This is a genomic window from Streptomyces sp. NPDC001980, from assembly GCF_040296885.1.
In the GTDB taxonomy this organism is placed as follows: Bacteria; Actinomycetota; Actinomycetes; order Streptomycetales; family Streptomycetaceae; genus Streptomyces.
This window is the reverse complement of sequence record NZ_JBEOYD010000003.1, coordinates 306186-332632: the sequence shown is the minus strand read 5'-3', so window position 1 is coordinate 332632 and position 26447 is coordinate 306186. Positions and strand designations below refer to the sequence as shown.

Genomic DNA, 26447 nt, shown 5'->3' with positions numbered 1-26447 from the left:
GCCGTTACGGCCGTACGACTGTACGGCCGGCGTTCGGTCACGACGACCGTGCGGCTGACGTTCGGTCACGACCGTGCCGTCAGCGCGCGGTGGCGACCGAACGACGAAGGGCGGCCCCCTCGGGGGTACCGCCCTTCTCGCGTTGCCGGTAGTTCCCGGTAGGGCCGCTCAGCCCGCGTTCGTCGACTCCGAAGCCGAGTCGCTCGGGGTGGCGCTCTCGGACTCCTTGTTCTTCTTGCCCGTCTTGGCGCTCTCGCTCGCCGTCGAGCCAGCGGCCGGGGAACCGGAGCCGGAGGCGGAGGCCGACGAGGAGGCGGACGCGGAGGCCGAGGCGGACGGCACCGCGCTCGGGCCCCAGCCCGTGAAGAAGCTCTCGGCCGGCACGACGAACGCGCGCAGGCTCACGTCACCGGTCTTGCTGAAGGTGAAGGTGATCTTCTGGGCGTTGCCGTCCTGGACCGCCTCACGGCTGCTGCCCAGCACCGCGGAGGCGTTGTCCTTGCCGCCGAGGATCAGCCGGCCGCCACCGGGGATGGTCAGCGGCTGGGTCTTGGTGGCGTGCAGCTCGGCGGTCTTGCCGGTGCCGGCGACGATGATCGACTGCAGCGTCTCCGGCTCGGTGCCGGTGTTGAAGATGGTCGCCGAGACCACGGCCGGGCCGGTCGAGGTGAGGTCGGGCTGGGTGATCACGGTCGCGTTCTGGACCTTGATGTCGCCGACACTCGTCGCCGCGTTGTCCGGCTGGATCTCCAGCGTCTGGGAGTTGTTGCCCGCGCCGCAGGCGGAGAGCGCGGCGACGGAGAAGGCGATGGTGGAGGCGGCGAGGGCGCCGCGTCGAAGGCTGCTGCTCACGGCGGCGGCAACTCCTTGAACGCACGGGCGGCCCCGCTTTATAAAGCCGCCCTAAGTGTCTGTCAGCGGCCTTAGGTTACCGAGCCGTTCCCGCGCGGCTGCACCCGACCCTCCCCAAGCCCCGCGCTTCCCCCGGGCTGGGGGTACGCACGGGCATCCGCAAGTGCCTCTTCGGCCACTTTGGAGCGATGCTCGTCCGGCATTCACATAACCCGTCCGCAACACCGCGCGCAAAATTTCCGTGAAGGAATGCGCGACCGCCGGGAAAATTGATCACGTACTGCTTCGGGTACGGCTTCGCGTACCGTTCAGTCTGTCGTTCGGCGGGCCTCGTGATCAATTCCGGAAACGTCCGGGATCCGGCTCCGGCAACCGAACGGAGTAGCGGAAGTCGTACGCTTGGAAGTGGACATATGGGGACGTTCGGCCGCTCGGGCGGGCGTCCGGATGTGTGTAACGTGCGCGTTTCACCTCGCCCGGAGAGCCGCTCCCACCTGCGAATACCTGCTTCCGGACGGCCTGCGAAGCACGTTCCTGTTGCTGTTGTCAAGCCCCGAGATATGCCCTGACCTGCGAAAACGCCATTCAGAACCGCCGGTTTCCGTGTTACCCTGGATAGCCACGGAAGGGGTACCTGTCACATGACGTTCAAGGTTGGCGACACCGTGGTCTATCCCCATCACGGGGCCGCGCTGATCGAGGCCATCGAAACTCGCCAGATCAAAGGCGTGGACAAGACCTACTTGGTGCTGAAGGTCGCCCAGGGTGACCTGACGGTACGTGTGCCAGCGGACAATGCGGAGTTCGTCGGCGTGCGTGATGTGGTCGGTCAGGACGGGCTGGACCGGGTCTTCGAGGTGCTGCGCGCGCCGTACGCCGAGGAGCCCACGAACTGGTCCCGTCGTTACAAGGCAAACCTGGAGAAGCTCGCCTCCGGCGACGTCATCAAGGTCGCGGAAGTCGTGCGTGACCTGTGGCGTCGTGAGCGCGAGCGCGGACTCTCCGCCGGTGAGAAGCGCATGCTCGCCAAGGCCCGCCAGATCCTGGTGAGCGAGCTCGCCCTCGCGGAGAACACCAACGAGGACAAGGCCGAGGCCCTGCTCGACGAGGTCCTCGCGTCCTGACGCAGACGCTGTCCGGCTCGACACGCTGAAGCTCCGCACACCCGAAATGCCGCGGTGCCCGATGACACTTTCTCTGTCGCCGGGCGCTGCGGCATGTTTGCGTACGCCTTCGGGGAAGCCCCGATACCAGGCCGGGAAACCCCGGATACTAGGCGTGCCGGGCCCGGGCTGCTGGCTCGACCAGTGTCACGGAAGGGTCCGGTCAAGGCGTCGCGCCCGGCACTTCCCAGGCCATACCCACGCCAGGCCCGCACACAAACCTGACAGGAACCGATGTCTGACGATTCGCGTCCTTCGCGTACGGAACCGGGTACCGCACTGCGCACGGCAGCCGTGATTCCCGCCGCCGGCCGGGGCGTACGGCTCGGCCCGGGCGCCCCCAAGGCGCTACGCGCGCTGAACGGCACGCCCATGCTCATCCACGCCGTACGCGCCCTCGCCGCCTCCCGCGCCGTCTCCCTGGTCGTCGTCGTGGCCCCGCCCGACGGCGCGCCCGAGGTCAAGTCCCTCCTCGACGCCCACGCGCTTCCCGACCGCACCGACTTCCTCGTCGTGCCCGGCGGCGAGTCCCGCCAGGAGTCGGTCAGGCTCGGCCTGGACGCGCTCCCCCCGGACTACGACATCGTCCTGGTCCACGACGCCGCCCGCCCCCTCGTCCCCGTCGACACGGTCGACGCGGTGATCCAGGCGGTCCGCGACGGCGCTCCCGCGGTCGTCCCCGCCCTCCCGCTCGCCGACACGGTCAAGGAGGTCGAGCCGGCGACCGCCCCCGGCGACCCCGAGCCGGTGCTCGCCACCCCCGAGCGGGCCCGCCTGCGCGCCGTCCAGACCCCCCAGGGCTTCGACCGTAGGACCCTGGTCCGGGCCCACGAGACGGTCACCGAGAACGTCACCGACGACGCCAGCATGGTCGAGCAGCTCGGCGGCCGGGTCGTGGTCGTCCCCGGCCACGAGGAGGCCTTCAAGGTCACCCGTCCCCTCGACCTGGTCCTCGCGGAGGCGGTCCTGGCCCGCAGGAGGCTGAACGATGGCTTCTGAGGTCGTACTGCCCCGCGTGGGCATCGGCACCGACATCCACGCCTTCGAGGAGGGCCGCGACCTGTGGTGCGCCGGCCTGAAGTGGGAGGGCGAGGGCCCGGGCCTGGCCGGCCATTCGGATGCGGACGTGGTCGCGCACGCGGCGTGCAATGCGTTGTTCTCCGCTGCGGGGCTCGGCGACCTGGGGCAGCACTTCGGCACGGGGCGACCGGAGTGGTCGGGCGCGTCCGGGGTGACGCTGCTGACGGAGGCGGCGCGGATCGTCCGGGACGCCGGTTTCACCATCGGGAACGTCGCCGTGCAGGTCGTAGGACCGCGCCCGAAGATCGGCAAGCGGAGGGACGAGGCCGAGAAGATCCTTTCGGATGCGGCAGGCGCTCCGGTCTCGGTCTCGGGGGCCACGACGGACGGTCTCGGATTTCCCGGCAGAGGAGAGGGCCTCATGGCTGTTGCGACGGCGTTGGTCGTCAAGCAGAGCTGACTGGTCCCGCTTAAGGGGCGCGGGCCGTATCGATGTACGGCTCCGCCGTGGGGCGCGACAAGCCACAGCGCACCCGCACCCGGCCACGGCGCTCCACATACCGGTGCCATCCACTACCCTCGGCCCACTACCCTAGGTCCCGTGACTATTCGCCTGTACGACACCAACGCCCGGCAGATCCGTGACTTCGCCCCGCTCACCGCGGGCTGTGTCTCGATCTACCTCTGTGGTGCCACCGTGCAGGCGGCGCCCCACATCGGGCACATCCGGTCCGGCCTGAACTTCGACATCATGCGCCGCTGGTTCGAATACCGCGGCTACGACGTGACGTTCATCCGGAACGTCACGGACATCGACGACAAGATCATCGCCAAGTCCGCCGACCAGGGCCGCCCCTGGTGGGCGATCGGCTACGAGAACGAGCGCGCGTTCAACGACGGTTACACCGCGCTCGGCTGCCTCCCGCCGACGTACGAGCCCCGCGCGACCGGGCACGTGCCGGAGATGATCGAGATGATGCGCGGGCTGATCGAGCGCGGGCACGCCTACGAGGCCGACGGCAACGTCTACTTCGACGTGCGCTCCTACCCGGACTACCTCCAGCTCTCCAACCAGGAGCTGGACAACCTCCGCCAGCCCGAGGGCGAGGGCGAGACCGGCAAGCGGGACCAGCGGGACTTCGCGCTCTGGAAGGCCGTCAAGCCGGGCGAGCCCAGCTGGGAGACGCCGTGGGGGCGCGGCCGGCCCGGCTGGCACCTGGAGTGCTCGGCGATGGCCCACAAGTACCTCGGCGCGGCCTTCGACATCCACGGCGGCGGCCTCGACCTGATCTTCCCGCACCACGAGAACGAGATCGCCCAGGCCAAGGCGTTCGGCGACGACTTCGCCCAGTACTGGGTGCACAACGCCTGGGTCACCATGAGCGGCGAGAAGATGTCGAAGTCCCTCGGGAACTCGGTGCTCGTCTCGGAGATGGTCAAGCACTGGCGCCCGATCGTGCTGCGCTACTACCTCGGCACCCCGCACTACCGCTCGATGATCGAGTACAGCGAGGAGTCGCTGCGCGAGGCCGAGGCCGCGTTCGCGCGGATCGACGGGTTCGTGCAGCGCGTGGTGGAGCTGGCCGGGGGAGCCGTCGAGCCCTCGGCCGAGGTCCCGCCGGCGTTCGCCGAGGCGATGGACGACGACCTGGGCGTCCCGCAGGCGCTGGCCGTCGTGCACACCACCGTCCGCCAGGGCAACTCCGCCCTCGCCGCCGACGACAAGGAAGCCGCCGTCGCCCGCCTCGCCGAGGTCCGCGCCATGCTCGGCGTCCTCGGTCTCGACCCGCTGGACCCGCACTGGTCCGGCGGGGCCGAGAAGGGCGAGGACCTGCACGGGGTCGTCGACACCCTCGTACGGCTCGTCCTCGACCAGCGTGAGTCCGCCCGCGCCCGCAAGGACTGGGCGACCGCCGACGCCATCCGCGACCAGCTGAACCAGTCCGGCCTCGCGATCGAGGACAGCCCGTCCGGCCCGCGCTGGACCCTCAAGTCCTAGCCGCCCCGGATCTGAAGATCAACTGTGCCGCCCGGCCCCCCGGGCGGCACACTGCATAAGACGTACGTACGAAACGAAGCTCACGGAGACGGGTAACTCATGGCAGCCAACAACCGCCGCATGTCCGGCAAGAAGGGCGCGCAGGTCGGCAGTGGCGGCCAGCGGCGCCGGGGCCTGGAGGGCAAGGGGCCGACCCCGCCCGCCGAGATGCGCAAGGGGCACAAGAAGAACCGCATCGCCACGGCCAAGGCCAAGCAGGTCCAGCGCCGACCGGTGGCGCGCGGCCGGGGCGGCAAGGGCACGTCCGAGATGGTCGTCGGCCGCAACCCGGTCGTCGAGGCGCTGCGCGAGGGCGTCCCGGCCTCCACCCTCTACGTCCAGCAGTTCATCGACAACGACGAGCGGGTCCGCGAGGCCCTCCAGCTCGTGGCCGAGCGCGGCGGCATCAACCTCATGGAGGCCCCGCGCCCCGAGCTGGACCGCATGACGAACGGCCTCAACCACCAGGGCCTGGTCCTCCAGGTCCCGCCGTACGAGTACGCGCACCCCGAGGACCTGGCCGAGGCGGCCTACGACGAGGGCGAGGACCCGCTGATCGTCGCCCTGGACGGGGTCACCGACCCGCGCAACCTGGGCGCGGTCGTCCGCTCGGTCTCGGCCTTCGGCGGCCACGGCGTGGTCGTGCCCGAGCGCCGGGCGGCCGGTATGACGGCCGGTGCCTGGAAGACGTCGGCCGGTACGGCGGCCCGTACGCCGGTGGCCCGCGCCACGAACCTGACCCGGGCCCTGGAGTCGTACAAGAAGGCCGGCATCGTGGTCGTCGGGCTCGCCGCGGACGGCGAGCACGAGATCGGCGACCTGGAGGCCCTGGGCGGCCCGGTCGTCATCGTCGTCGGCAGCGAGGGCAAGGGCCTGTCCCGGCTGGTCGGCGAAACCTGCGACTTCCGGGTCCGGATCCCGATGCCGGGCGGTGCCGAGTCGCTCAACGCGGGTGTGGCGGCCGGGATCGTGCTGTACGAGGCGGCGCGCCGACGCGGGTGAACAAACGTCCGTAACCTCACCTGGGCGGGTTAATTCCGGCGTCCGGGACATCCTTGACGGGGTCCGGACACATCCGGCCGGTCAAAGCAGTGTCCTAACTCCACGTCACTCGGTTAGATGAGTGTGGACACCAGAACACCCCGCACACCCACGGGGGACCGCTCGTCGGGATTCCGCTCCGGATTCGATTCCGGGCTCGACGACGCTCCTGCGCTGAGCATGGTGAAGGTGCCGAGCGATCCGGCGCAGGTCATCGTCAACCACGCGAGTTTCCGCGTGCAGCTGGGCGTATCGACACGGCGTACCCAATCCCCCCGGGTCGCACGGCACTTGAGCGCCACCGAGGACACCGCGCGGATCCCGGTCGTCGGCACGGCGGGCAGAGCGGGGGCGGCACCCGGCCGGCGCCGCCCGGTCGTCTGGAGCGGCAAGTCCGCGCCCGACGACACCGGCGCCCACCGGCTGCTCCAGGCCGTCCGGGGCGGCAGCGTCCGGCACGTCGAGGAGCCCGCCGAACCGGCCGGTGCGACCCGGGTCATCCCGCGCGTCGACGACCGCTACGACGCTCTCGAACAGACCGTCGAGACGCCGATGGTCGGTCACCCGCGCTCCCCGGCCTCCGGCGAGAACCGACTGCTCCCGAACATGCCGGCGGTGGGCAGCGCCTACGACGACCCGGCCTACGGCGACCCGTCCTACGACGAACCGCCCTACGGTGACGACGAGTTCGAGGACTTCGAGGAATTGCGGTCGGGCCGGCGGGCCGGCGAAGGCGACCCGGCCCGGCACGCCTACTACCCCGGCCGCCGGATGAACCTGGGCGTGGTCCTCCTCCCCCTCCGTATCTTCCTCGGCTTCATCTCGATCTACGCCGGCATGGGCAAGCTCTGCGACCCCGTCTACTTCGACGGCGGCAAGCGCGGCTCCATGGTCACCTGGCTCAACACGCTGCACCCCTGGGAGGTCGCCGAGCCGCTGCGCCAGTTCGCCCTTCAGCACCCGGTCGGCTCCGGCCTCGTCATCGCCTTCTTCCAGGTGATCGTCGGTGTCCTGACCGTCCTCGGCTGCTGGCAGCGGGTCGCCGCGGTCGTCGGCGCGCTGCTCTCCGCCGCGCTCATCGTCACCGTCAGCTGGAAGACCGTCCCCGCCTACGACGCCCCCGACATCATCTACCTCGCCGCCTGGTCCCCGCTGATCATCGCGGGCGCCCCCGTCTACTCCGTGGACGGCCGCCTCGCGGGCAGCGCCTGGCGACGGCTCGGCCCGCACTCCGACATCTGGGAGCTGCGTGCCTTCGTTCTCCGTCGCGGCGCCCTGATCACGGGCGTCACCATCGGCCTCACCCTCCTCGTCGGCTCGCTCCTGGGCGGCGCGGTCCGCGACTCCAGCCGGGTGGTCGTCCCCGGGCCCGGCGAGGCGCCCCGCAACAACCTCCCCGGCTCCCCGCTGCCCGACGAGTCGGCCAAGCCCCACCAGAAGACTCCGTCGGCCTCCACGGCTCCCTCCGGGGGCGCCACGGCGAGCCCTTCGCAGGCGGCGACCACCCCGGGTGCCGACCGCACCACGAGCGGCGCCACCACCACGACCCCCAGCGAGACCCAGGGCACCACGGGCCAGGTCCCGCCCCAGCACACCGCTCCCGCGCCGACCACCGCGGGCCCCACCTCCGGCGGCACCGCAACCGGCGGCACCTCCACCACCGGCGGTGGCACCGGCAACAACACCGGTAGCACCGGCGGCGCCTCCTCCTCGGGCCAGCCAGGACTGGTAGGCGGCCTCCTCGGCTGACAGCCGCTGCACACGGACGCAGCCCCGCGCTTCAGAGGCGCGGGGCTGCGGCGTACCAGGCGTACCGAAGGGGCGCGATGTGCCGTCCGCCGACTGCGCGAATAGCCCCCACTCACCCGCAGGCGACGAACCGCCGGTCGCACCCCCTCTTCGGCTAGCGCCCCAGCGCGGCCAGCTCCTTCGCCGCCTCCGTCAGGTCCTTCGCCGTGTCGATGGCTCGCCAGTACGCCCCCTGTGGGATCGGGAACCCGGCCAGCTGCCGGCTCCGCGCCAGGTGCGGGAACGTGGTGCGCTCGTGGTCCCCCCGCTCCGGCAGCATCGCGGCGAACTCGGGAGAGAAGACGTAGACGCCGGCGTTGATCTCGAACGTCGACGGCGGTGCCTCGATGAAGTCCGTGATGTGACCGAAGCCGTCGGTCTGCACGGCGCCCCAGGGGATCCGCGGACGGGCCAGCGCCAGCGTCGCCACCGCGTCCCGCTCCGTGTGGAAGTCGGCCATGTCGCGCAGCGAGAACCGCGTCCAGATGTCGCCGTTCGTGGCGTACCAGGGCCGGTCGGAGTGGGGAAGGCGCGCGGCCGCGTACTTGAGGCCGCCGCCCCGGCCCAGCGGCTCGGTCTCCACCACCGTGGTGACGGAGAGCGGCAGGTCGGCCGTCGCCAGCCACTTCTGCAGGACCTCGGCGAGATGGCCGCAGGAGATCACCACGTCGGTGACGCCCTCCTCGGCGAGCCAGGTCAGTTGGTGGCCGATGATCGGTGTGCCCGTACCCGGGATCTCGACCATCGGCTTGGGCCGGTCGTCGGTGTACGGGCGAAGCCGTGAGCCCTGGCCACCGGCCAGGACCACGGCTTGAGTGGGGCGCAACGCGGCGTTCGGATGGGTCATGCCCGAACTGTACGACGCGCCCCGGAGGCGGCTTCCCGCCGGACGGGCCCGCTTAAGGAGCCGTTACCGAATTCCCACCGGGGTTCAGCTGTGCGCGGCCAGCACGCCCGACGCGAAGGACGTGTCGCAGACCGGGCGGGCGTACGACTGGGCGCGTGAGGCGCCGTACATCCGCACCGCGGCCCGGCCCAGCGCACGGGCGATGGACGTGCAGTGCCGCGCCAGCGACGGGTGGCCGTTGACCGCCTGCTGGAGGTGGGTGAGGACCTGGCCCGGGTTCTTGTCCTGGAGCTCGGTCATCAGCTGCTCGCGCAGTACGTCCTGCGGGGCCTGGGAGACGGCCTTGGAGGAGACGTGCGCGTCGGTCACGTCGGTCGCGGTGAGCACCGAGCTCCGCGGGGACCCGGTCCAGTTGACGCGGGTGACCGCGAGGGTCCCGGAGAGCACCAGGACGACGGGCAGGACAAGGGCGAGAGTGCGGCCGATCCGGCGGGCAGGGCCGCCCCGGTGGCCGCGTCGCGTCTGAAGGGTGGTGGAGTGCTTCACGCGTGTGAGGGTAGCGTGCGGTAATGATTTGGCGACATTTAGTCACCGGTTCGGGGGATGGAGAAGTGCCGTGATTCGGGTACGGGGTTGACGCACACTGGTCGAAAATCACCCGCTTGCCGGGGTAAATCGGGGCAACGAAAAGGGCCCCGCTGCAGGTCGCGGGGCCCTTTCCGTCAACCTGGGTGAATTCACCCTGGTCAGAGGTTTCTCAGCTTGATCGACCGGTCGGATCGCTCAGTCGGATCTCGCTCAGCCGGATCGCTCAGTCGGAGAGCCGCTCGCCCGTGGACGTCGAGAACACGTGGATCTCGCCCGGCCGCGGCACGACGTGCAGCGTGGCGCCCTTCTCCGGGACCGCGCGGCCGCTGACGCGGACGACCAGGTCCTTGAGGTCGTCGCCGACCTTGGCGCTGCCGTAGACGTAGCCGTCGGCGCCGAGCTCCTCGACGACGTTCACGGAGACCGCGAGACCGGCCGGGGCGTCCTCGGTGTCCTTGGACAGCGCGGAGGCGGCCTCGCCGTTGTGCTCGACGACGTCGAAGTGCTCGGGACGGACGCCGACGGTCACCGTGCGGTCGCCCTTGTCGCTGGCGGCCTTGAGCGCCTCGCGGTTGACCGGGACGACGCTGTTGCCGAACTTCACGCCGCCGTCGGTGATCGGGACCTCGACCAGGTTCATGGCCGGGGAGCCGATGAAGCCGGCGACGAAGAGGTTGGCCGGGCGGTCGTACATGTTGCGCGGCGAGTCGACCTGCTGGAGCAGACCGTCCTTGAGGACCGCGACCCGGTCGCCCATCGTCATGGCCTCGACCTGGTCGTGGGTGACGTAGACGGTGGTGATGCCGAGGCGGCGCTGGAGCGACGCGATCTGGGTACGGGTCGAGACGCGGAGCTTGGCGTCCAGGTTGGACAGCGGCTCGTCCATGAGGAAGACCTGCGGCTCACGCACGATGGCGCGGCCCATCGCGACACGCTGGCGCTGACCGCCGGAGAGCGCCTTCGGCTTGCGGTCCAGGTACTCGGTGAGGTCGAGGATCTTCGCGGCCTCCTCGACCTTCTGCCGGATCTCCGCCTTGTTGACGCCGGCGATCTTGAGCGCGAAGCCCATGTTGTCGGCGACGCTCATGTGCGGGTAGAGCGCGTAGTTCTGGAACACCATGGCGATGTCCCGGTCCTTGGGCGGCAGGTGCGTGACGTCGCGGTCGCCGATGCGGATGGCGCCGGCGTTGACGTCCTCCAGGCCCGCGAGCATCCGCAGCGAGGTGGACTTGCCGCAACCCGACGGGCCGACCAGGACGAGGAACTCGCCGTCCTCGATCGCGATGTCGAGGCCGTCGACGGCGGGCTTGGTGGAGCCCGGGTAGATCCGGGTCGCCTTGTCGAACGTGACAGTGGCCATGGCTCAGAGGCCCCCTTCTACCGGCAGGAACGTGCCGGACGATCCGTTGTAGGAAGGTGGTTGGTGTAGTCCACTCGGGTAGTCCACACGAGTGAACTGGATCAGGACGGTACCTGGCGTTCACCCCGTATGTCAGTACCTGGAGCCCTGTGAACTTCGCGGAAATTTTCGACAGGCCCCATCCGGGACCTGGGTACACTGCACTGGCACGCACCCCGGGTGCGCGCACGCCTCCTTAGCTCAGCTGGTCAGAGCGCCGCTCTTGTAAAGCGAAGGTCGTCGGTTCGAATCCGACAGGGGGCTCTCTCAGTGCCGTCCCGCCACCCGGTCCGCCATCCGGGCCAGCCGGGACGAGTCGGTGCTCGGGTGGAGGCGTTCGCGCTGGTCGGCGGCGCGGTAGGTGGCGTACATGCCCTGGACGCCGAGCCAGCGGAAGGGTTCCGGCTCCCACTTGCGGACCTTGTGGTTCACCCACGGCAGTTCGGTCAGGTCGGTGCGGCCGGCCTGGCCGGAGTCGAGCTGGACGAGGTCGCGGAGGGTGCGGGCGGCCAGGTTGGTGGTGGCGACTCCGGAGCCGACGTAGCCGCCCGCCCAGCCGAGCCCCGTCGAACGGTCCAGGGTGACGGTCGCGCACCAGTCCCGCGGCACCCCGAGCACCCCGGACCAGGCGTGCTCGACCGCGACACCCGCCAGGGACGGGAAGAACCGCACGAGGATCTCGCGCAGCGCCTCGACGGTCGCGGCCTGCGTGCGGCCGTCGTTGTCCGTCCGCGACCCGAACCGGTACGGGACCCCGCGCCCGCCGAGCGCGATCCGCCCGTCGGCCGTGCGCTGCGCGTACATGTAGGCGTGCGCCATGTCCCCGAGGGTCTCCCGGCCCTCCCACCCCACCGACGCCCACTGCTCCGCCGTCAGCGGCTCGGTGGCGATCATCGAGGAGTTCATCGGCAGCCAGGTGCGCTTCTGGCCCTTCAGGTTCGCGGTGAAACCCTCGGTGCAGCGCAGGATGTAGGGGGCGCGGACCGTGCCGTACGGCGTGACGGCGTGCTGGGGGCGGATCTCGGTCACCGGGGTGGACTCGTAGATGTCCACGCCGAGTGCCGCCACCGCCGCCACCAGGCCCTTCACCAGCTTCACCGGGTGGAGGCGGGCGCCGTGCGGGGTCCAGGTGCCGCCCACCGCGTCGGCGACGCGGATCCGCTCCCGGGTCTCCCCGGCGCCGTAGAGCTCGCGGTCCTTCTCGCCGTACGACAGCTCGTGCTCGTGGAAGGCCTTCAGGCGGGCCAGCTGGGCCGGGGTGGTGGCGACTTCCAGCACCCCGCCCTTGTGCAGGTCGGCGTCGATCCCCTCGGCCGCGGCGACCGCCACGACCTCGTCGACGGTCTCGTTCATGGCCTTCTGCAGGCGTACGGCGGCCTCCCGGCCGTGCAGCGCGGCGTAGCGGTCGCGGCCGGCGATGCCGTTGTAGAGCCAGCCGCCGTTGCGGCCGGAGGCGCCGTAGCCGCAGAACTTCTGCTCCAGGACGGTGACCCGGAGGAAGGGGGCGGCCTTCTTCAGGTAGTACGCGGTCCACAGACCGGTGTAGCCGCCGCCCACGATCACCACGTCCGCCGAGGCGTCACCGGTGAGCGGCTCCCGTACCGCCGGGAGGCCGTCGTCCGCGTACCAGAAGGAGATGCCGCCGTTGACGACTCCGCTTGCTGAGCTGCTCATGACCGGACGTTAACCCTTGAGCGCGGCCAGTGTCTCCTTCGGATTCCATGCTTTTCCGCGCCCTCTGACCAGCGGATAGCAGCCGAGACCGATCAGCGCGGCGACGAAATGTCCCAGGTCGGTGAAGGTCGGCGACTCGGTCAGCGGCAGTCCGTAGACGAGGAGGGCGGCCGCGAGGTACGCATACCGCCAGGGCGTCGCGATCCGGTACGCCAGCACCGCGATCACCCCGGCCAGTGCGTAACTCACCCCGATGTCCAGGGTGTTGACCGCGGAGTGCGGGACGATGCCGTCGTGGATGCCCTTCAGCAGCGCGCCCTCGCTGATCAGGGTGGCCAGGACGTGCGCGATCACGCACACCGCGAGCCAGCGGACCGTCCCCAGCCAGCGCTCCGCCGGCGCGTGGAAGACGGTGTAGAGGAAGGCGTACGGCACCCAGTGCCCGCCCTCGATCCACATCGCGCTGGCGACCAGCACCCGCACCGGGTTGTCCGACAGCTCCCGGATGTTGGTGGACCGCTGCCGCAGGAACTGGTGCTCGAACTCCGGTGACATGCGGTGCAGCGCGAAGGCCGTCACGAAGAGAATCGCCAGCCAGATGTACGTACCGGGGGCGCTGCGGACGTACGCCCACACCGTGCCGCCGAGTCCCCGGAGAAATCCCATGAGGCGATTCATGCACGACCGCAACGACGGGTGTGTGATTGACATTCCGGATGAGCCGATCGCCCAAGAGCTCGGGGGCCGTGCGGTCGGGTGGCTGCGGCGCCGCGAGCAACCCACCACGACCCGCACTCTGCATCGAGCCGGTCCGCCCACGGCCCTCTCGCGAAGCGATCACGGTTCCAGGACCACCTTTCCGATGGTCGCCCGGGTCTCCAGGGCACGGTGTGCGGTTGCCGCCTCGGCCAGGGGGAAGCGGGTCACGGCGGGGCGCAGCCGGCCCTGGGCGGCCTCGGTGAGGGCGCGGAGTTCGAGGGTGCGGAGCGGGTCGGGGCCGCCGGTCCGGCGGAGCATCGCGGGGCCGAGGACGAACTCCGAGAGCCCTTCGACGACATGCCCGCCGCCGCTCGCGATCCCCTCCGCCGACCAGCCGAAGACGAGGTGCCGGCCGCCCTCGCCGAGCAGGGCGACGGCCTCCCGGGCGACGTCGCCGCCGACGCCGTCGAGGACGACGGTGACCGGTCCGGAGCGGGCGCGGACCTCGGCGGGCCAGCCGGGGTCGGTGTAGTCGAGGGCGAGGTCGGCGCCGTTGGCCCGGACCCGCTCGGTCTTCTCGGGGCCGCCCGCGAGGCCGATCACGGTGGCGCCCGCGTGCTTGGCGGCCTGGACGAGCAGCGTGCCGATGCCGCCGGCGGCCGCCGGGACCAGGACCACCGACTCCGGCCCCGGCTCGGCGAACTGCAGGATGCCGAGGGCCGTACGGCCCGTGCCGATCATGGCCACGGCCTCGGGGAAGCCGAGGTTCTCCGGGATCTCGTGCAGCCGTTCGACCTCGGTGACCGCCAGCTCGGCGTAGCCTCCGGGCGCGAAGCCGAGGTGGGCGACCACGCGCCGCCCGAGCCACAGCCCGTCGACGCCGTCGCCGAGCGCCTCGACCACTCCGGCGACCTCGCGGCCGGGGATCGTCGGCAGCACGGTCGGCCGGGGCGCCGGCCCCTGGTGGCCCTGCCGCAGCGACGTGTCGAGCAGGTGGACACCGGCCGCGGCGACCGCGATCCGCACCTGGCCCGGGCCCGGCACCGGGTCCGTCACCTGCTGGTGGACGAGGTTCTCGGCTGGGCCGAAGGCGTGCAGAACGATGGCGTGCACAGGGACTCCCCAGGTGATGGCCGATCCGGCGGTCCGGCTCTTTGACGCATTCGACTCTTCGACCTCAAGCGCGCTTGAGGTCAAGGGTGGGCCGCTGCCGCTCTGGTTCTGTTCTCGCAGGCCGCGGTGATTGTCAGTGGGGGCCTGCACTATGGGGGCATGGCGAGGACAGCGGCCGGTGGGGCCGGCGGAGGCAGGGTGAAGGGTGCGCGGCGGCCGGAGGTGCGGCTGCCCGAGCTGGAGCCCTGGGGCGGTGGCGAGCTGGAGCCGGACGGGGACTACGACGGGCAGGCGTTCCGGGAGGCGGACTTCGCCGGTCAGGACGGGGCGGGCGCCCGCTTCATGGACTGCGCGCTGACGGACTGCGCCTTCGACGAGACGGGGCTGCGGCACGCGCGCGTGCTGGACACGGTCCTCACCTCGATAAGAGGCGTCGGCACCGATCTGGCCGAGGCGACCCTGCGCGATGTCGAGCTGGTCGACGCCCGGCTGGGCGGCACCCAGTTGCACGGTTCCGTCCTGGAGCGGGTGGTGATCCGCGGCGGCAAGATCGACTATCTCAACCTGCGCACCGCGAAGCTCAGAGACGTGGTCTTCGAGGGCTGCGTCCTGGTGGAACCGGACTTCGGCAACGCCGTGCTGGAGCGGGTGGAGTTCACCGGCTGCACGGTGAAGGGGGCCGACTTCAGGGGGGTGACGATGAAGGACGTCGACCTGCGGGGCGCCGCGTCCCTGGAGATCGCGACCGGGGTGGAGCGGCTGGCCGGGGCGGTGATCAGCATGTCCCAACTGCTGGATCTCGCACCGGTGCTGGCGGCGCAGTTGGGGATCCGGGTGGAGGGGTGAGTCCGGCAGGGCGGTGCTGATCAGTCCTGGGGCGTGGCCGCGGCGGCTGCCTTGCGCAGGCCCAGGTGGTCGTCCGGGTCCTGGAGCCGGTCCGGCTGGGCGGCGAGCATGCGGCGGACCGCCGGTTCCGGCATGCGGATCACCACCGGCCGGGGCAGGGTCAGCTCCCGTACGGCGGTGCCGGTACGGCCGGAGCGGACGCGGTTGGCCACCTGCGCCACCACCCGCACGTCCAGCGTGAACTGCACCAGTACCGAAGCGGACTTGGGCTTGTGCAGCGGCATCGAACCGGACGCGTTCACCGCCGCGTCGGCGGCGCCGCCCGCGCCGCCCGCGTTGCCCATCATCTGGTTGAGGCGGAACTCGTCGGCGTTGAGCAGCCCCGCGCCCGCGAGGCCGCGCGCCGACCGGCCGTGGTCGGCGGAGCTCAGGCCGTCCGTCTGGGTGGGCCGGGGCGCGTCCAGGTGGCTCTGCCCCACCGTCTCGAAGGTCATCTTGTCGCCGACGCCCAGCACCCGCCCGTCCCGCAGCCGCGCGTGCAGGGACGCCCGCAGGTCCTGGCCCGCCACCCCGGTGGCGTGCACCGGCGGCAGTTCCGCCCCGGCCGAGGTCAGCAGCGGCAGCGCCGCGATCAGCCACTCGGTGGAGACGGCCTCCTGCAGGGTGTACGCGGCGGCCTGGCCCTTGGACCGGAAGCGGTCGCCGCCGCCGGCCTCCCGGACCGCGGAGTTGACCAGTTCCCGGACCTGCGGTGTCCCTTGGAAGCCGTTCACCTGGGCCTCCATCGGCAGCCGCACACCGCCGGAGCGCCAGGTGCCGAGCGCGGCCGGGCGAGAGTCGCCCGGGCCGGGAGCCGGGGCCACCGGCCGCTGCCGGGGCGCGGTCAGCCGGCCGAGGGCGGCGAGGTCCTTGTCCAGGACGCGGTGGGTCACCGCCTGGCGGCCCAGCGAGACCAGCGCCAGCCGGCGGTCGCCGCGGTGCAGTTCGAGGGTCGCCTCGATCGGCACCCGCATCTTCGACGACTTCGCGGTCTTCGCCTCCGCGACCGTCTTCATGCCGAGCTGGCCGCGGCTCGCCGTGCCGGAGCGCCGCGAGCCGCCCGTGCCGACGCCGAGGCCCGCCGCACCGCCGGTGCTCTTCAGCTGCCCGGCCCCGCCGTCCGGTTTGCCGGAGCCGGCGAAGATCCCCTCCAGGCCGAGCGACACGCCCTCGTCGTGAGTGGCGGCCTGCTGGGCCACGGCCGCGGTGATGTACTCCATGTCCCGGCCGTCGTCCGCCGCGCCGTCGTAGGCGCCGTCGGCGAGCCGGTTGACCTTGAACACCGCCCAGTACGGGGTCTTGCGGCCGTCGAACAGCTCGACGGTGACCCCGCCGTCCATCGCGCCGGACAGCAGTCCCGCGCTGCCGTCGCGGTCCAGGACGCGCAGCAGGCGTTGCACGTTGTCGTTGCGGTCCGCCAGCTGCTGCCGGGGCAGCAGGTCGTCGGCGAGGCTCTGCTGCCCGCTCTCCGCGAGGCGGGTGCGCAGCCGGGCCAGCAGCGGTACGAAGTTCGGCAGGTTCTCGACCATGCCGAAGCCGAGGGGGAGCCCGCGGGCGAAGGAGGGGGCGGCGGTGCGCGGCGGCGCGGACGTGGTCGACCCGGCCGCATCCGTCTTGGTACGGACCCCTTCCCGGGCCTCGCGCTCGGCGCCCGCCCGGGAGCTCTCGGCCGCCCGGGAACTCTCCGCCGGCCGCTGCCCCGGCTGCCGGGACGACGACGTCATCGGCGCCGGTTCGGGGTCGAGCTTCAGCTGCCGGCGGATGGACGCCGGCAGTTGTGCCTCCGTCAGCCACACCGCCGCCTCGGCCGGCAGGGTGCGGGCGGCCGTCGCCACGTAGGGGCCGCCGCCGGTGACCTTGACCTCGGCGACCATGGTGACGAGCAGGTCGCACTGGACCAGGTAGAGCGGCGCCTTCTTCGGGGTGTGGGCGTTGCGCTCGACCGTGCCGGACAGTGCTGCGGACCGGGCGTCGCCCCGGCTCGTGGTGCGGTTCCCGGACAGGCCCTGGCCCAGCCGCCACTCGACGTCGTTCTCCGAGCCGGTGGCGCCGAACTGCCACGTGCTGGTGGTGCCCTGCCCCTCCTGGCCGGCCGCCTGGTGGCCGCCGAGCACGAAGGTCTCCGTGCCGGGACCCGCGCCCTGGTGCAGGAACTTCGGGTTGGTCAGCGTGAGCCGGGTACCGACGGCCCCGTTCAGCGCGGCGAGCCGGCGCGGGTAGCGCAGGTTCTTCACCACCCACCCGGAGGACGCGGCCTGCCGCAGCGACGCCGTGATGGCCTGCGGCCCGAACCGCTCCTCGATCGCCAGCCGCGGCGCGAGCCCCTCGGTCTGCAGCGCGGGATCCTCGCGGACGCCCTTGTTGCGGGCGGCGGCCTTGGACAGCAGCTGGAAGGCGAGGTCCCGGACGGCCTGGCCGTCGCCGACCGTCTCCACCAGCTGCCAGTCCCGCAGCGGCTGCCCGACGGACGGCCGGGGCACGAGACCGGCCAGGTCGCCGATGCCCTCGGCGGTGACGGCGTGCTCGGGGCGCGGGGCCTGCGCCCGGCGCCGGTCGCCCACCGCGTCCTGCCGCCGCTTGCCCTCCTCGTCGAGGGTGAACTCGGTCGGCGTGACCAGCCGTACGTCCTGCTCGTCCAGATGCAGTCCCCCCAGCTGCCTTGCCTCGGGCGCGTCCCGGCCGGGGGAGCCGGGGGTGAGGGCGCGGCCCAGCTTGCGCTGCCGGGAGGTCATGGTGACGTCGACGTCGAGGCGCAGGGCCGCCCCGAAGGTGCTGGCCTTCTCGGAGCCGTTGGTGAGGACGTCCGTGCGGGTGGTGGGGCCGGCCTGGTTGCGGCGGGTGCCGGTGCTGTGCCTCTCGTAGCGGGCCGAGCCGGTCAGGATGCTGGGGACGATCCTGGCCTGCCCGAGCACCAGACCGCCGATCGAGCGCGAACTGCCGCGTCCGCTCTGCGCGTTGCCGGTGACACCGGAGTGGCTGCGCACCAGCCAGTCGTCGGTGTCGCCGAGATAGCCGGTCTCGCGGAGCGCTCCGCGGACGCGGATCTGCACGTCGTGGGAGTGCAGGGTGGTCTTGCGGCGCAGCCGCACCCGGATGCCGGTCGTGGTCAGCTGGTCCTTGTTGACCCGCAGGTTGGTCTCGGACAGGGCGGCCATCAGCTCGCGGTGGTTGCGCCGCTGGAGCGCGGCCTCCTCCTTGCTCGGGGTCGAAGCCACCGCGGCCGTACCGAAGGCGGGCAGGTAGCCGGCCAGCCGGGGATCGGTCGCGAACAGCTGCTGCACGGCCCGCACCATGGGCTTGGTGTCGAGCTGGCTGAGGGTGACGCTGGAGCCCATGGCGCCGAAGGGGAGGTGCCGTTCGACGTCGACCTCGTTGCCGTTCTCGTCGGTCCGCTTCGGCTTCTCGATGAACTCCTTGTCCTTCTTGTCCTCCTTCTTGCCTTTCTTGTCCTCCTTGGCCTCGGCGCCGGGCGGCAGCGGCAGCCCGAGTGACCGCGCCTCGTCGGCCCGCAGGCTCATCCACACCCGCATCGAGTGCCGGGCGACCCGGGTCCCGGGGCGCAGGATCATCTCGGCCGAGCGCGGCCCCGTGCCCTCCGCGGTGAACTGGACGGTCGCGAGGTAGAGCACCTTGTCGCCGCGTACCTCCGCGCCCTGGCGGCTGGAGACGGTCTGCTCGGCCACGGTGAACCGCGCCTTGCGGGCCCCCGCGACCGGCATGGCCGTACCCCGCAGGACGGCGGCGTTGCCGGTCACTCCGACGCCGATGGCCGGGCCCAGGCCGCCGGTGAGGGCGCGTCCCTTGCCCGCGCTCTCGGTGACCGTGTGCTGGGTCTGCTGGTGGGTGCGCAGCTGGGTCCCGCCGGTGCCCCAGGCGGGGGACATGCCGGTGATCTCGGCGTGCAGGCGGTAGCTGCCGACGCTGCTGCCGTCCTTGGATGCGAGGTCCTCGCCGGTGACGCCGTCGCGCAGCAGCCGGGGCATGTCCTCCAGGACGGTCGCGGTGGAGGTGGCCTCGTAGAGGCGGGAGCGGCCGGGGGCGCCGGGGGCGGTGAGCGAGGGGTGCAGGACGGCGGCGACCGTGTCGAAGAGCCCGCCGCCGCCCTGGTGCGGGGCGGCGGTGTCGGTGACGGCGACCGGGGCCATGGAGTCGGCGAGCGAGACGCGCCGGGCGGTGTCCGCGCCGACGGCCTCCGGGGCGGCGGGCGTCTGGGTGCCGGCCGGGACGAGGTGTTCGGTGGGCACGCGCTGGGTGAGGGCGCCCGAGCCGTGGAAGGTCTGCGCGTGCTGGGTGCCCTGCTTCTTGACCCGTACGCCGTACCGCACCTTGCGCGGTGCCTCGACCGAGCCCTTCTCGCTGCGCAGCACCCGGGGTTCGGCCACGTTGCGCTGGCTGCGGGACTCCCGCGAGGACTGCCAGGGCTGCGCGTTCACCAGGCCGGCGCCGCCCAGCCAGAGCCCCGGTACGACGGGCGCGAGCCCGAAGGCCATGCCGCCGGCGCCCTTGCTGGAACTGCCGCTCGCGGTGGTCGCGACGGTGGTGGCGGTGTTGTGCTGGACGTCGACCTTGGTGTCCTTGCCCTCGGCCTCGTCCACCGCGGCGAGCGGCGCCCCGTCCGGGTCCGGCACGGTGTTCGCGATCAGGTCCTTGGGGTGGAAGACGGGCGGCCGGTCGTCGGGGGCGCGGGAGACGGTGACGGTGACGTCGTACCACTCCTTGCCGGTCCTGCCCTTGACGGCGAAGGCGCGGCCCTGCCCGTAGAACGACTCGGGGCGGCCGGCGAGCTCGGCGCCGATCTCGGCGACCGTGCCGTCGCCGTGCCCGACGACGGCGGCCACCGCGTTCCGTACGAACTCGTGCCCGGTCAGCCCGTACGCCGTGGAGAGCCCGGCGGCCTGGAAGTCCATCAAGTACGGCGGCAGTACGAGACCGGGCTCGGTGCGTTCCTCCTCGACGGGGGCGATGGGCGCCACCGGCCGGCTGCGTACCGCCGGGGGCCGCGCGACGCCCTTGCCCTTCGCGTCCTGCAGCGCCAGCGTGGCGGCTGTGTTCCCCGCCTTTCCCTGGAGGACGCGCATCGTGTGTTCCGTGGGCCCGACAGGCACTGTGGAGTCGACGGGCGCGGCGGTGGCCGGTGCCCGGGAGGCCTCGGAAGAGGCGTCCTTTCCGCTGTCGCCTGCCTTTTGCTGCGTCCGCACGGAGTCAACGTAGGCGTGGCCGGGACGGGGGGAACGTCTTCCGTACCACTTGTCACCCCCGCCTCGGCAGGTGGTCAACCTCCGTACACCGTACGGTCGTTCAACTCCCCCGGGACGGCTACGACACCCTCGGGAAACGGGCCTGGAGCGTCCAGATCGCCGGGTTGTCCGCCAGGCCCTCGTGCATGTCGGTGAGGTCGGCGATCAGGTCGTGCAGGAAATCCCGTGCCTCCCGGCGCAGTTCGGTGTGGGAGAAGGTGAGGGGCGGCTCCTCGGCCGGCATCCAGTCCGCCTCGATGTCCACCCAGCCGAAGCGGCGCTCGAAGAGCATGCGGTCGGTGGACTCGGTGAAGTCGAGTTCCGCGTGCTGGGGCCGGGCGGCCCGGGACCCCGCCGGGTCGCGGTCGATGCGCTCCACGATGTCGCACAGCGCCCACGCGAAGTCCAGCACCGGCACCCATCCCCAGGCTGTGGACAGTTCCCGGTCCGCCTTGGTGTCCGCGAGGTAGACGTCCCCGCAGAACAGGTCGTGACGGAGCGCGTGGACGTCCACGCGCCGGTAGTCCGTCTGGGGCGGGTCCGGGAAGCGGTTGGAGAGGGCGTAGCCGATGTCGAGCACGTGCCGATGGTGTCATGGCGCCGCACCCCTTCTTTCCGCCGCGACGGTGCTCGGCCATGACGGTGTGACTCGGCGGTGCCGGGCTGCCGGTGCCCGCCGCTGGTGTGCCGGCCGGTTGCGGAGTGCGGCGCCGTCGTGGCTGGTCGCGCCCACGCGGCGGTAGCCGCACATTCAATACGGCCCCGCGCCCCTTCGGGGCGCTGGCTAGGCGCCCTTGCCCAGCTCCTTGCGCAAGACCGCGCACGGTCGGCCCTGTTCGCGGTCCGGGCGGTGGCCGGTCACCTCGTATCCGAGGGCGGTCCAGAAGGCGAGCGCCTTCGGGTTGTTCTCCAGGACGGCGAGGCGCACGGCGCCCCGGCCCGCCGCCCGGAACCGTTCCTCGACGCCCCCCGCGATCCGCCGCCCGTACCCCGCCCCCTGCGCCGCCGCGTCCACCATCAGCAGCCCGATCCACGGATCCGGGTCGGCCGGGTCGGGGTGCCGGGCCAGCGTGACGACCACGCCGACCAGCCGCCCCTCGGCCCGCGCGAGCAGCACCTCCGCGTCCGGGTTCGCCAGCTCGTCGGCCAGTGCGGCGGCCACCTGCTCCGGCCGGATGTCGTCCGGGTCCGGGAAGTCGCCGCTGAGCGCGTGGAACTCCCGGTTGGAGGCGTACAGGGCGGTGAGCTCGGTGAGCACCGGCGCCGGGATGTCGTGGTCGGGGGTGAGGGGGACGGGGGCGAGGATCATGCGGGCAACCTATCCGGCCCTACTCACCCGGAGGCGGGTAGCGGGGCAGGCCGTCCGTCGAGATGGTCCAGTCGCCGATGGTGACGTCCTCGCCGTAGACGAAGTCCTTGCGGGTCGCGTAGCGCGGGCCGTCGGGGGTGGGGTGGATGTCGGTGAGGACGGCGCCGGTGCCGGTGCGGGGGTCGAAGATCGCGTAGACGGGGACGCCGATCAGGGGGTAGTCGCGGACCTTGCTGACCCAGTCGTTGTCGGGATTGGAACGGGAGACGATCTCGACAGCGGCGATCAGCGTACGTGGGTCGAAGGACCCGTCTCCCTCCATGTCCACCTCTGCGATCACCATGATGTCGGGGCGACGCATGATCCTTTCCGGTGCCACTTCGACATCGGGCTCGCCCGTGTGGGCCACGATCTCCTCGGGCATGACCTTCTCCAGACGTTTCCGGAGACGCAGCGCGGTGAGTTCGTGCTGCCGGACAGGCGACATCATGTCGAGGACGATTCCTTCCTTGGTGATCTCGAACTTGCCGGGGAGGGTGCCGTCCGTGGACTCCACGAAGTCGCGCATGGCCCGGTACAAGAGGGAGGCGTCCTGCCGTGCGTCGTCCGGTGCGATGGTCATGGCGCTCGCTCCTCGTCTGTGCCCAGGGGCAAGGATCGTCGCTTTCATGCTAGGTCTCCTCCGGGAGATCGGTTCGGCAGTCACGGCAGAGTCCAGGTGCCGGGGAACGGAAGCCCCGGTCGCAGCTGTCGCAGTTGTGGATCCGGGTGGGCGCGGCTGGTGGCGGAGCCGGTGCGCGGAAGGGCGGTGGCGCGGGCAGCCGGTCCGTCAGGCGGTGGGCCAGGAGGGCGGCGGGCCTGTGGAGCGGTTCGGCCGGCAGGTCTGCGGTCAGGGCGTGCCGTACGGCGCTGGGGGCGGCGTCGCGTTCCAGCCAGGCGGCGACGCCCGGCGCCAGATGGTCGGCTTCGACGGCCGACAGCAGCAGCCGGGAGTCGTGGCGGCGGAGGTCCGCGAGTAGGGCCAGGGCCTTCTGGAGGAGCGCGGGGGAGGGGCAGGCCGGGCGGGGTACGGGCGGGAGGGCCTTGCGGGCGGGCTTCTGCGGTGGCTTCGGTGCTACCGACGTTTCGGGCCGACGCGTGCGGCTGCGGTGGCCGGGGTGATTGCAGGAGACCGTGCGGGTGATGATCCGGCCGTCGGGGACCCGCTCCCGCTCGCGCCGCAGATAGCCCTCGGCCTCCAGTTCCCGCAGGGCTGCGCCGATACGGTCCCTGCCCTCTGGGAAACGGACCGCCAGGCTCTTGATGTCGACCTGGGCGCCCTTGGGGAGCGACTGGATGTGCACGCCGAGGCCGATCGCGAGCGCCGAGAGGGTGGGGTGCTGGGCGAGATGGTTGCCGACCACCACGAAGTGGGAGGTGTGGCGGGCGTTGTCGTGCATGAGGCCGCCGGACCCCCGGTTCGGGTGCTTCTTGGCGGCGACACGGGACTCGGCGCACGAGGGCGCGCTAGGGTTTTTCGTATCCATCGGGAAGGTCTGACTTCCTAGGTGGTCAGGCCCTCGCACTGGGATTGCCGTCCCGGCGAGGGCCGAAGTTTTTCTGCGGTTGTTGCGCTGAGCGTAGGGCACGCAACCTGCCTCAAATCCAGCCCACTTGGGCATATTCACTCGCGGGAGTGACTCTGCGCGACGGGCGGGATGGGTGGGGCTTGGTGGGGTTCTTTCTCCCCGATTCGTGCCTTGAGTGGTGACGTCCCTCGCGGCCGAAGCCCGCGTTTCCGGGCTACGGCGACACCCCGATCTCGGCCCACACCGTCTTGCGCGGCGACACCCCCGGTGCCACGCCCCACTTGTCGGCGAGCGCCGCCACGAGGACCAGGCCCCGGCCCGACTCGGCGTCCGGTGCGAGCGGGAGGGTGTGCGGCAGGCGGTCACCGCGGGTGTCCGTGACCTCGATCCGCAGCGTGTCCCCCACGACGTAGAGGAGAAGGCCGAAGTCGCGTCCCGACACCCGCCCGTGCGTCGCCGCGTTCGCCGCCAGCTCCGCCACGATCTGCCGCGCCGGATCCAACGGCAGCCCCCAGGCGCGCAGTTGCTCGGTGGCGAGCAGACGGGCCAGGCGGGCGCCTCGCGGCGTGGGTGAGAACCGCAGGCTCATGTTGCGGACGGGGGTGGAGATTTCATCGTTCACGTCACTCAGCGTGGCCGGGCATGCATACCGTGAACAGTGACGAAGCCCTTGCGTACGGTGACTGTCCGGCGCTTGTCCGGTGCTGTCCTGGCTGTCGGGAGCGTTCGTACGGGTAGGGGCGGTCCGCGGGTACGGGCGTACGGCACAAAGGGGGCGTGGGATGAGCGTGGACGGCGGCGAGGTGACCGAGCCGGGCTGGGAGGTCGACCCGGACGACGACTGGGGTGTGGCGGTCATCGCGACGGTGGGGAGTCAGCTGAAACTGCGGCGGGAGGCGGTGGGGATGCGGGCCGCCGAGTTCGGGGAGGCGGTCGGGTACGGGGAGGACATGGTCTACAAAGTGGAGGGCGGGAAGCGGATCCCCCGCCAGGAGTACCTGAACAGGGCGGACGAGGTCCTGGGCGCGGGCGGGCTGATCTCGGCGACCTGGGAGGACGTGAAGAGGGTCCGGTATCCGAAGAAGGTGCGGGAGCTTGCCAAGTTGGAGGGGCAGGCCGTTGAGATCGGGGTGTATGAGGTCGTCAGCATCAACGGCCTGTTGCAGACGCCCGAGCATGCACGCGCGCTGTTCGAGGCGTGGCAGCCTGCCTATTCGGAGGATGACCTGGAGCGCGTGCTGGCAGCACGTATGGCCAGGCGGTCCATCTTCGAGCGGTCACCAGCCCCGGCGCTCGGCTTCGTCCTTGAAGAGGCAGCGCTTCGGCGGCGCGTCGGCGGCACAATGGTGTGGCGGCAGCAGCTCGAACATCTGCTGGAGGTGGGTCGGTTGCGGAACGTCACCCTTCAGGTGATGCCGACGAACGGTGGGGCTCATCCAGGTCTGGGTGGCAGGGTCGAAATCCTGAAGTTCCCCGACGGGACGGCAGTCGGGCGTTCGGATGGTGCGTTCAACGGCCGAGCAACTTCTGATCCGAAACAGCTCCACATCCTTGAGCTGCGATATGGAACCATCCGGGCGCAGGCTCTACCGCCCCAGGAGTCGCTGGCCCTCATCGAGCACATGCTTGGAGAAACATGATCCGCAAGGCTTCTGCCGGAACCCCCTCCGAGCTGGCGTGGTTCAAGAGCAGCTACAGCAGCGGCCCTGACGGCGACAGCTGCGTCGAAGTCGCCCTGGCGTGGTTCAAGAGCAGCTACAGCGGCGGCACCAACGGCGAATCCTGCCTCGAAATAGCCCCCACCCCCACCACCATCCACATCCGCGACTCCAAGTACACGCACACGCAGACGCCCACCACCCCCGGCCCCCGGCTCGCCCTCGCCCCCTCCGCCTGGGCGGCCTTCGTGTCGTACGTGTCCGCGCACTGATCCGGCGCCGACGCCGGAGCCCCCGGCCGCAACCACCCGGCCAGGGGCTCCCGCACAGCGCAGCGTGCCGCGTGTGTCAGACGTTGACGCCGAAGTCCTGGGCGATGCCCACCAGGCCCGACGCGTAGCCCTGGCCGACCGCGCGGAACTTCCACTCCGCGCCGTTGCGGTACAGCTCGCCGAAGACCATGGCCGTCTCCGTCGCCGCGTCCTCGGAGAGGTCGTAGCGGGCGATCTCGGCGCCGCCGGCCTGGTTGATGATGCGGATGTAGGCGTTGCGGACCTGGCCGAAGTTCTGCGAGCGGGTCTCCGCGTCGTAGATCGAGACCGGGAAGACGATCTTGTCGATGTCGGCGGGCAGGCCGGCCAGGTTGACGTTGATCGCCTCGTCGTCGCCGGCGCCCTCGCCCGTGCGGTTGTCGCCGGTGTGGACGATCGTGTTGTCCGGGGTCTGCTTGTTGTTGAAGAAGACGAAGTGGGCGTCGGAGTAGACCTTGCCCTGGGTGTTGACCGCGATCGCTGAGGCGTCGAGGTCGAAGTCCGTGCCGGTGGTGGTGCGGACGTCCCAGCCGAGGCCCACGGTGACGGCGGTCAGGCCCGGAGCCTCCTTGGTGAGCGAGACGTTGCCACCCTTGGAGAGGCTTACAGCCATGGTCGGGAGTCCTTTCCCTCGTTTCGCGTACGACCGTGCGGCGTACGGGCTTGAAGCTACAGCTACCCGTATGAACGCCACGAGGGGTACCGAAGGTTCCACCTCGCTTTACTTTCTTTGCCAAACGGGTGATGAACGATATTCACGTGACGTGTGCCGGTCAGGCGCGCGACCATAGGGACATGTCCGGTCCTTACGTCATCCGCGGCTCCGTCTCGCTTCCCGAGGCCGAGCTCAACTGGCGTTTCTCGCGGTCCTCCGGGCCGGGCGGCCAGCACGTCAACACCAGTGACTCGCAGGTGGAGCTCCGCTTCGACCTCGCGAACACCGAGGCGCTGCCCCCGGTGTGGAAGGAGCGGGCGCTGGAGCGGCTGGCGGGGCGGCTCGTCGACGGGGTGATCGTCGTACGGGCGTCCGAGCACCGTTCGCAGTGGCGCAACCGCGAGACCGCCGCCGTACGCCTCGCCGCGCTCCTCGCGGAGGCCACCGCGCCGCCGCCCAAGCCGCGCCGGCCGACCCGGATTCCGCGCGGGATCAACGAACGCCGGCTGCGGGAGAAGAAGCAGCGGTCGGAGACCAAGCGGGGGCGGACCGGCCGCGACTGGTCGTAACGCCGATCCCCCTGTCGGCATACGCAGTCGAGA

24 protein-coding genes and 1 tRNA gene are annotated in these 26447 nt (G+C 71.3%); 11 read left to right on the top strand and 14 right to left on the bottom strand.

Annotation, left to right across the window (positions count from 1 at the left end; genetic code table 11):
* Window positions 1–168 precede the first annotated feature (168 nt).
* Window positions 169–852, bottom strand: coding sequence for a copper chaperone PCu(A)C (locus ABT137_RS06180; protein ID WP_351703222.1), 684 nt, complete (start codon window positions 850–852; stop codon window positions 169–171).
* A gap of 641 nt (window positions 853–1493) precedes the next feature.
* Between ABT137_RS06180 and ABT137_RS06175 the strand changes: the two genes are divergently transcribed.
* From ABT137_RS06175 to ABT137_RS06150, 6 genes are all read left to right on the top strand, one after another.
* Window positions 1494–1976 carry a CarD family transcriptional regulator gene (locus tag ABT137_RS06175; protein ID WP_003953493.1) on the top strand — a complete coding sequence of 161 codons (483 nt, stop codon included), beginning with the start codon at window positions 1494–1496 and terminating at the stop codon, window positions 1974–1976.
* A 273-nt stretch (window positions 1977–2249) separates the two neighbouring features.
* Complete coding sequence (ispD, locus tag ABT137_RS06170; protein WP_351703219.1) at window positions 2250–3014, top strand: 2-C-methyl-D-erythritol 4-phosphate cytidylyltransferase; 765 nt, start codon at window positions 2250–2252, stop codon at window positions 3012–3014.
* Window positions 3004–3495, top strand: a complete 492-nt coding sequence (gene ispF, locus ABT137_RS06165; protein ID WP_351703216.1) for a 2-C-methyl-D-erythritol 2,4-cyclodiphosphate synthase — start codon at window positions 3004–3006, stop codon at window positions 3493–3495. Before ispD ends, ispF begins: the two co-directional genes overlap by 11 nt.
* 141 nt (window positions 3496–3636) lie before the next feature.
* The gene (gene cysS, locus ABT137_RS06160) at window positions 3637–5034 is read left to right on the top strand and encodes a cysteine--tRNA ligase (RefSeq protein WP_351703213.1); all 1398 of its coding nucleotides are present in this window, start codon (window positions 3637–3639) and stop codon (window positions 5032–5034) included.
* Between the two features lie 99 nt (window positions 5035–5133).
* Window positions 5134–6075, top strand: a complete 942-nt coding sequence (gene rlmB / locus ABT137_RS06155) for a 23S rRNA (guanosine(2251)-2'-O)-methyltransferase RlmB (RefSeq protein WP_351703210.1) — start codon at window positions 5134–5136, stop codon at window positions 6073–6075.
* A gap of 117 nt (window positions 6076–6192) precedes the next feature.
* Window positions 6193–7863 (top strand): DoxX family membrane protein, encoded by a 1671-nt coding sequence (locus ABT137_RS06150; RefSeq protein ID WP_351703207.1) that lies wholly within the window; start codon window positions 6193–6195, stop codon window positions 7861–7863.
* Window positions 7864–8017: 154 nt separating this feature from the next.
* On the opposite strand, the gene ABT137_RS06145 is transcribed toward ABT137_RS06150, so the two are convergent.
* From ABT137_RS06145 to ABT137_RS06135, 3 genes are all read right to left on the bottom strand, one after another.
* A complete protein-coding gene (locus ABT137_RS06145; protein WP_351703204.1) occupies window positions 8018–8749 on the bottom strand; it encodes a nucleotidyltransferase family protein in 732 nt (243 codons plus the stop codon).
* Between the two features lie 84 nt (window positions 8750–8833).
* The gene (locus ABT137_RS06140) at window positions 8834–9295 is read right to left on the bottom strand and encodes a hypothetical protein (protein WP_351703201.1); all 462 of its coding nucleotides are present in this window, start codon (window positions 9293–9295) and stop codon (window positions 8834–8836) included.
* Between the two features lie 265 nt (window positions 9296–9560).
* Window positions 9561–10697: an ABC transporter ATP-binding protein gene (locus ABT137_RS06135; RefSeq protein WP_093501415.1), complete on the bottom strand. Its 1137-nt coding sequence runs from the start codon at window positions 10695–10697 to the stop codon at window positions 9561–9563.
* Between the two features lie 229 nt (window positions 10698–10926).
* On the opposite strand from ABT137_RS06135, the gene ABT137_RS06130 reads away from it, so the two are divergent.
* Window positions 10927–11000, top strand: a tRNA-Thr gene (locus ABT137_RS06130).
* Between the two features lie 3 nt (window positions 11001–11003).
* Here the strand turns inward: ABT137_RS06130 and ABT137_RS06125 are convergent.
* The 3 genes from ABT137_RS06125 to ABT137_RS06115 all read right to left on the bottom strand — a co-directional run bounded on the left by ABT137_RS06125 (window position 11004) and on the right by ABT137_RS06115 (window position 14222).
* On the bottom strand, window positions 11004–12410 hold the full coding sequence (locus ABT137_RS06125) for an NAD(P)/FAD-dependent oxidoreductase (protein ID WP_351703198.1): 1407 nt from the start codon (window positions 12408–12410) through the stop codon (window positions 11004–11006).
* A gap of 9 nt (window positions 12411–12419) precedes the next feature.
* Window positions 12420–13076, bottom strand: a complete 657-nt coding sequence (locus tag ABT137_RS06120; RefSeq protein WP_351703195.1) for a rhomboid-like protein — start codon at window positions 13074–13076, stop codon at window positions 12420–12422.
* Between the two features lie 171 nt (window positions 13077–13247).
* Window positions 13248–14222: a zinc-binding dehydrogenase gene (locus ABT137_RS06115; protein ID WP_351703192.1), complete on the bottom strand. Its 975-nt coding sequence runs from the start codon at window positions 14220–14222 to the stop codon at window positions 13248–13250.
* Between the two features lie 159 nt (window positions 14223–14381).
* Here ABT137_RS06115 and ABT137_RS06110 point away from each other — a divergent pair, with 159 nt between their 5' ends.
* Window positions 14382–15068: a pentapeptide repeat-containing protein gene (locus ABT137_RS06110; protein WP_351703189.1), complete on the top strand. Its 687-nt coding sequence runs from the start codon at window positions 14382–14384 to the stop codon at window positions 15066–15068.
* Window positions 15069–15088: 20 nt separating this feature from the next.
* Here ABT137_RS06110 and ABT137_RS06105 read toward each other — a convergent pair whose 3' ends face one another.
* The 6 genes from ABT137_RS06105 to ABT137_RS06080 all read right to left on the bottom strand — a co-directional run bounded on the left by ABT137_RS06105 (window position 15089) and on the right by ABT137_RS06080 (window position 23810).
* Window positions 15089–20185, bottom strand: a complete 5097-nt coding sequence (locus ABT137_RS06105; RefSeq protein WP_351703186.1) for a hypothetical protein — start codon at window positions 20183–20185, stop codon at window positions 15089–15091.
* A 238-nt stretch (window positions 20186–20423) separates the two neighbouring features.
* Window positions 20424–20924, bottom strand: coding sequence for a hypothetical protein (locus ABT137_RS06100; protein WP_351703183.1), 501 nt, complete (start codon window positions 20922–20924; stop codon window positions 20424–20426).
* Between the two features lie 204 nt (window positions 20925–21128).
* Entirely contained in the window at window positions 21129–21653 is a 525-nt protein-coding gene (locus tag ABT137_RS06095; protein ID WP_351703180.1) for a GNAT family N-acetyltransferase, read from the bottom strand.
* 19 nt (window positions 21654–21672) lie between these two features.
* Window positions 21673–22275: a Uma2 family endonuclease gene (locus ABT137_RS06090; RefSeq protein WP_351703177.1), complete on the bottom strand. Its 603-nt coding sequence runs from the start codon at window positions 22273–22275 to the stop codon at window positions 21673–21675.
* Between the two features lie 49 nt (window positions 22276–22324).
* A complete protein-coding gene (locus ABT137_RS06085; protein WP_351703174.1) occupies window positions 22325–23179 on the bottom strand; it encodes a helix-turn-helix domain-containing protein in 855 nt (284 codons plus the stop codon).
* A gap of 256 nt (window positions 23180–23435) precedes the next feature.
* Window positions 23436–23810, bottom strand: a complete 375-nt coding sequence (locus ABT137_RS06080) for an ATP-binding protein (RefSeq protein ID WP_351703623.1) — start codon at window positions 23808–23810, stop codon at window positions 23436–23438.
* Window positions 23811–24003: 193 nt separating this feature from the next.
* On the opposite strand from ABT137_RS06080, the gene ABT137_RS06075 reads away from it, so the two are divergent.
* Both ABT137_RS06075 and ABT137_RS06070 read left to right on the top strand, forming a co-directional pair.
* Window positions 24004–24861 (top strand): helix-turn-helix domain-containing protein, encoded by an 858-nt coding sequence (locus ABT137_RS06075; protein ID WP_351703172.1) that lies wholly within the window; start codon window positions 24004–24006, stop codon window positions 24859–24861.
* The gene (locus ABT137_RS06070) at window positions 24858–25151 is read left to right on the top strand and encodes a DUF397 domain-containing protein (RefSeq protein ID WP_351703169.1); all 294 of its coding nucleotides are present in this window, start codon (window positions 24858–24860) and stop codon (window positions 25149–25151) included. Before ABT137_RS06075 ends, ABT137_RS06070 begins: the two co-directional genes overlap by 4 nt.
* A 76-nt stretch (window positions 25152–25227) precedes the next feature.
* Here the strand turns inward: ABT137_RS06070 and ABT137_RS06065 are convergent, their stop codons facing one another.
* The gene (locus tag ABT137_RS06065) at window positions 25228–25803 is read right to left on the bottom strand and encodes a TerD family protein (protein ID WP_351703166.1); all 576 of its coding nucleotides are present in this window, start codon (window positions 25801–25803) and stop codon (window positions 25228–25230) included.
* Between the two features lie 182 nt (window positions 25804–25985).
* Here ABT137_RS06065 and arfB point away from each other — a divergent pair, with 182 nt between their 5' ends.
* Entirely contained in the window at window positions 25986–26414 is a 429-nt protein-coding gene (arfB, locus tag ABT137_RS06060) for an alternative ribosome rescue aminoacyl-tRNA hydrolase ArfB (RefSeq protein ID WP_351703163.1), read from the top strand.
* The last annotated feature ends 33 nt before the right edge of the window (window positions 26415–26447 follow it).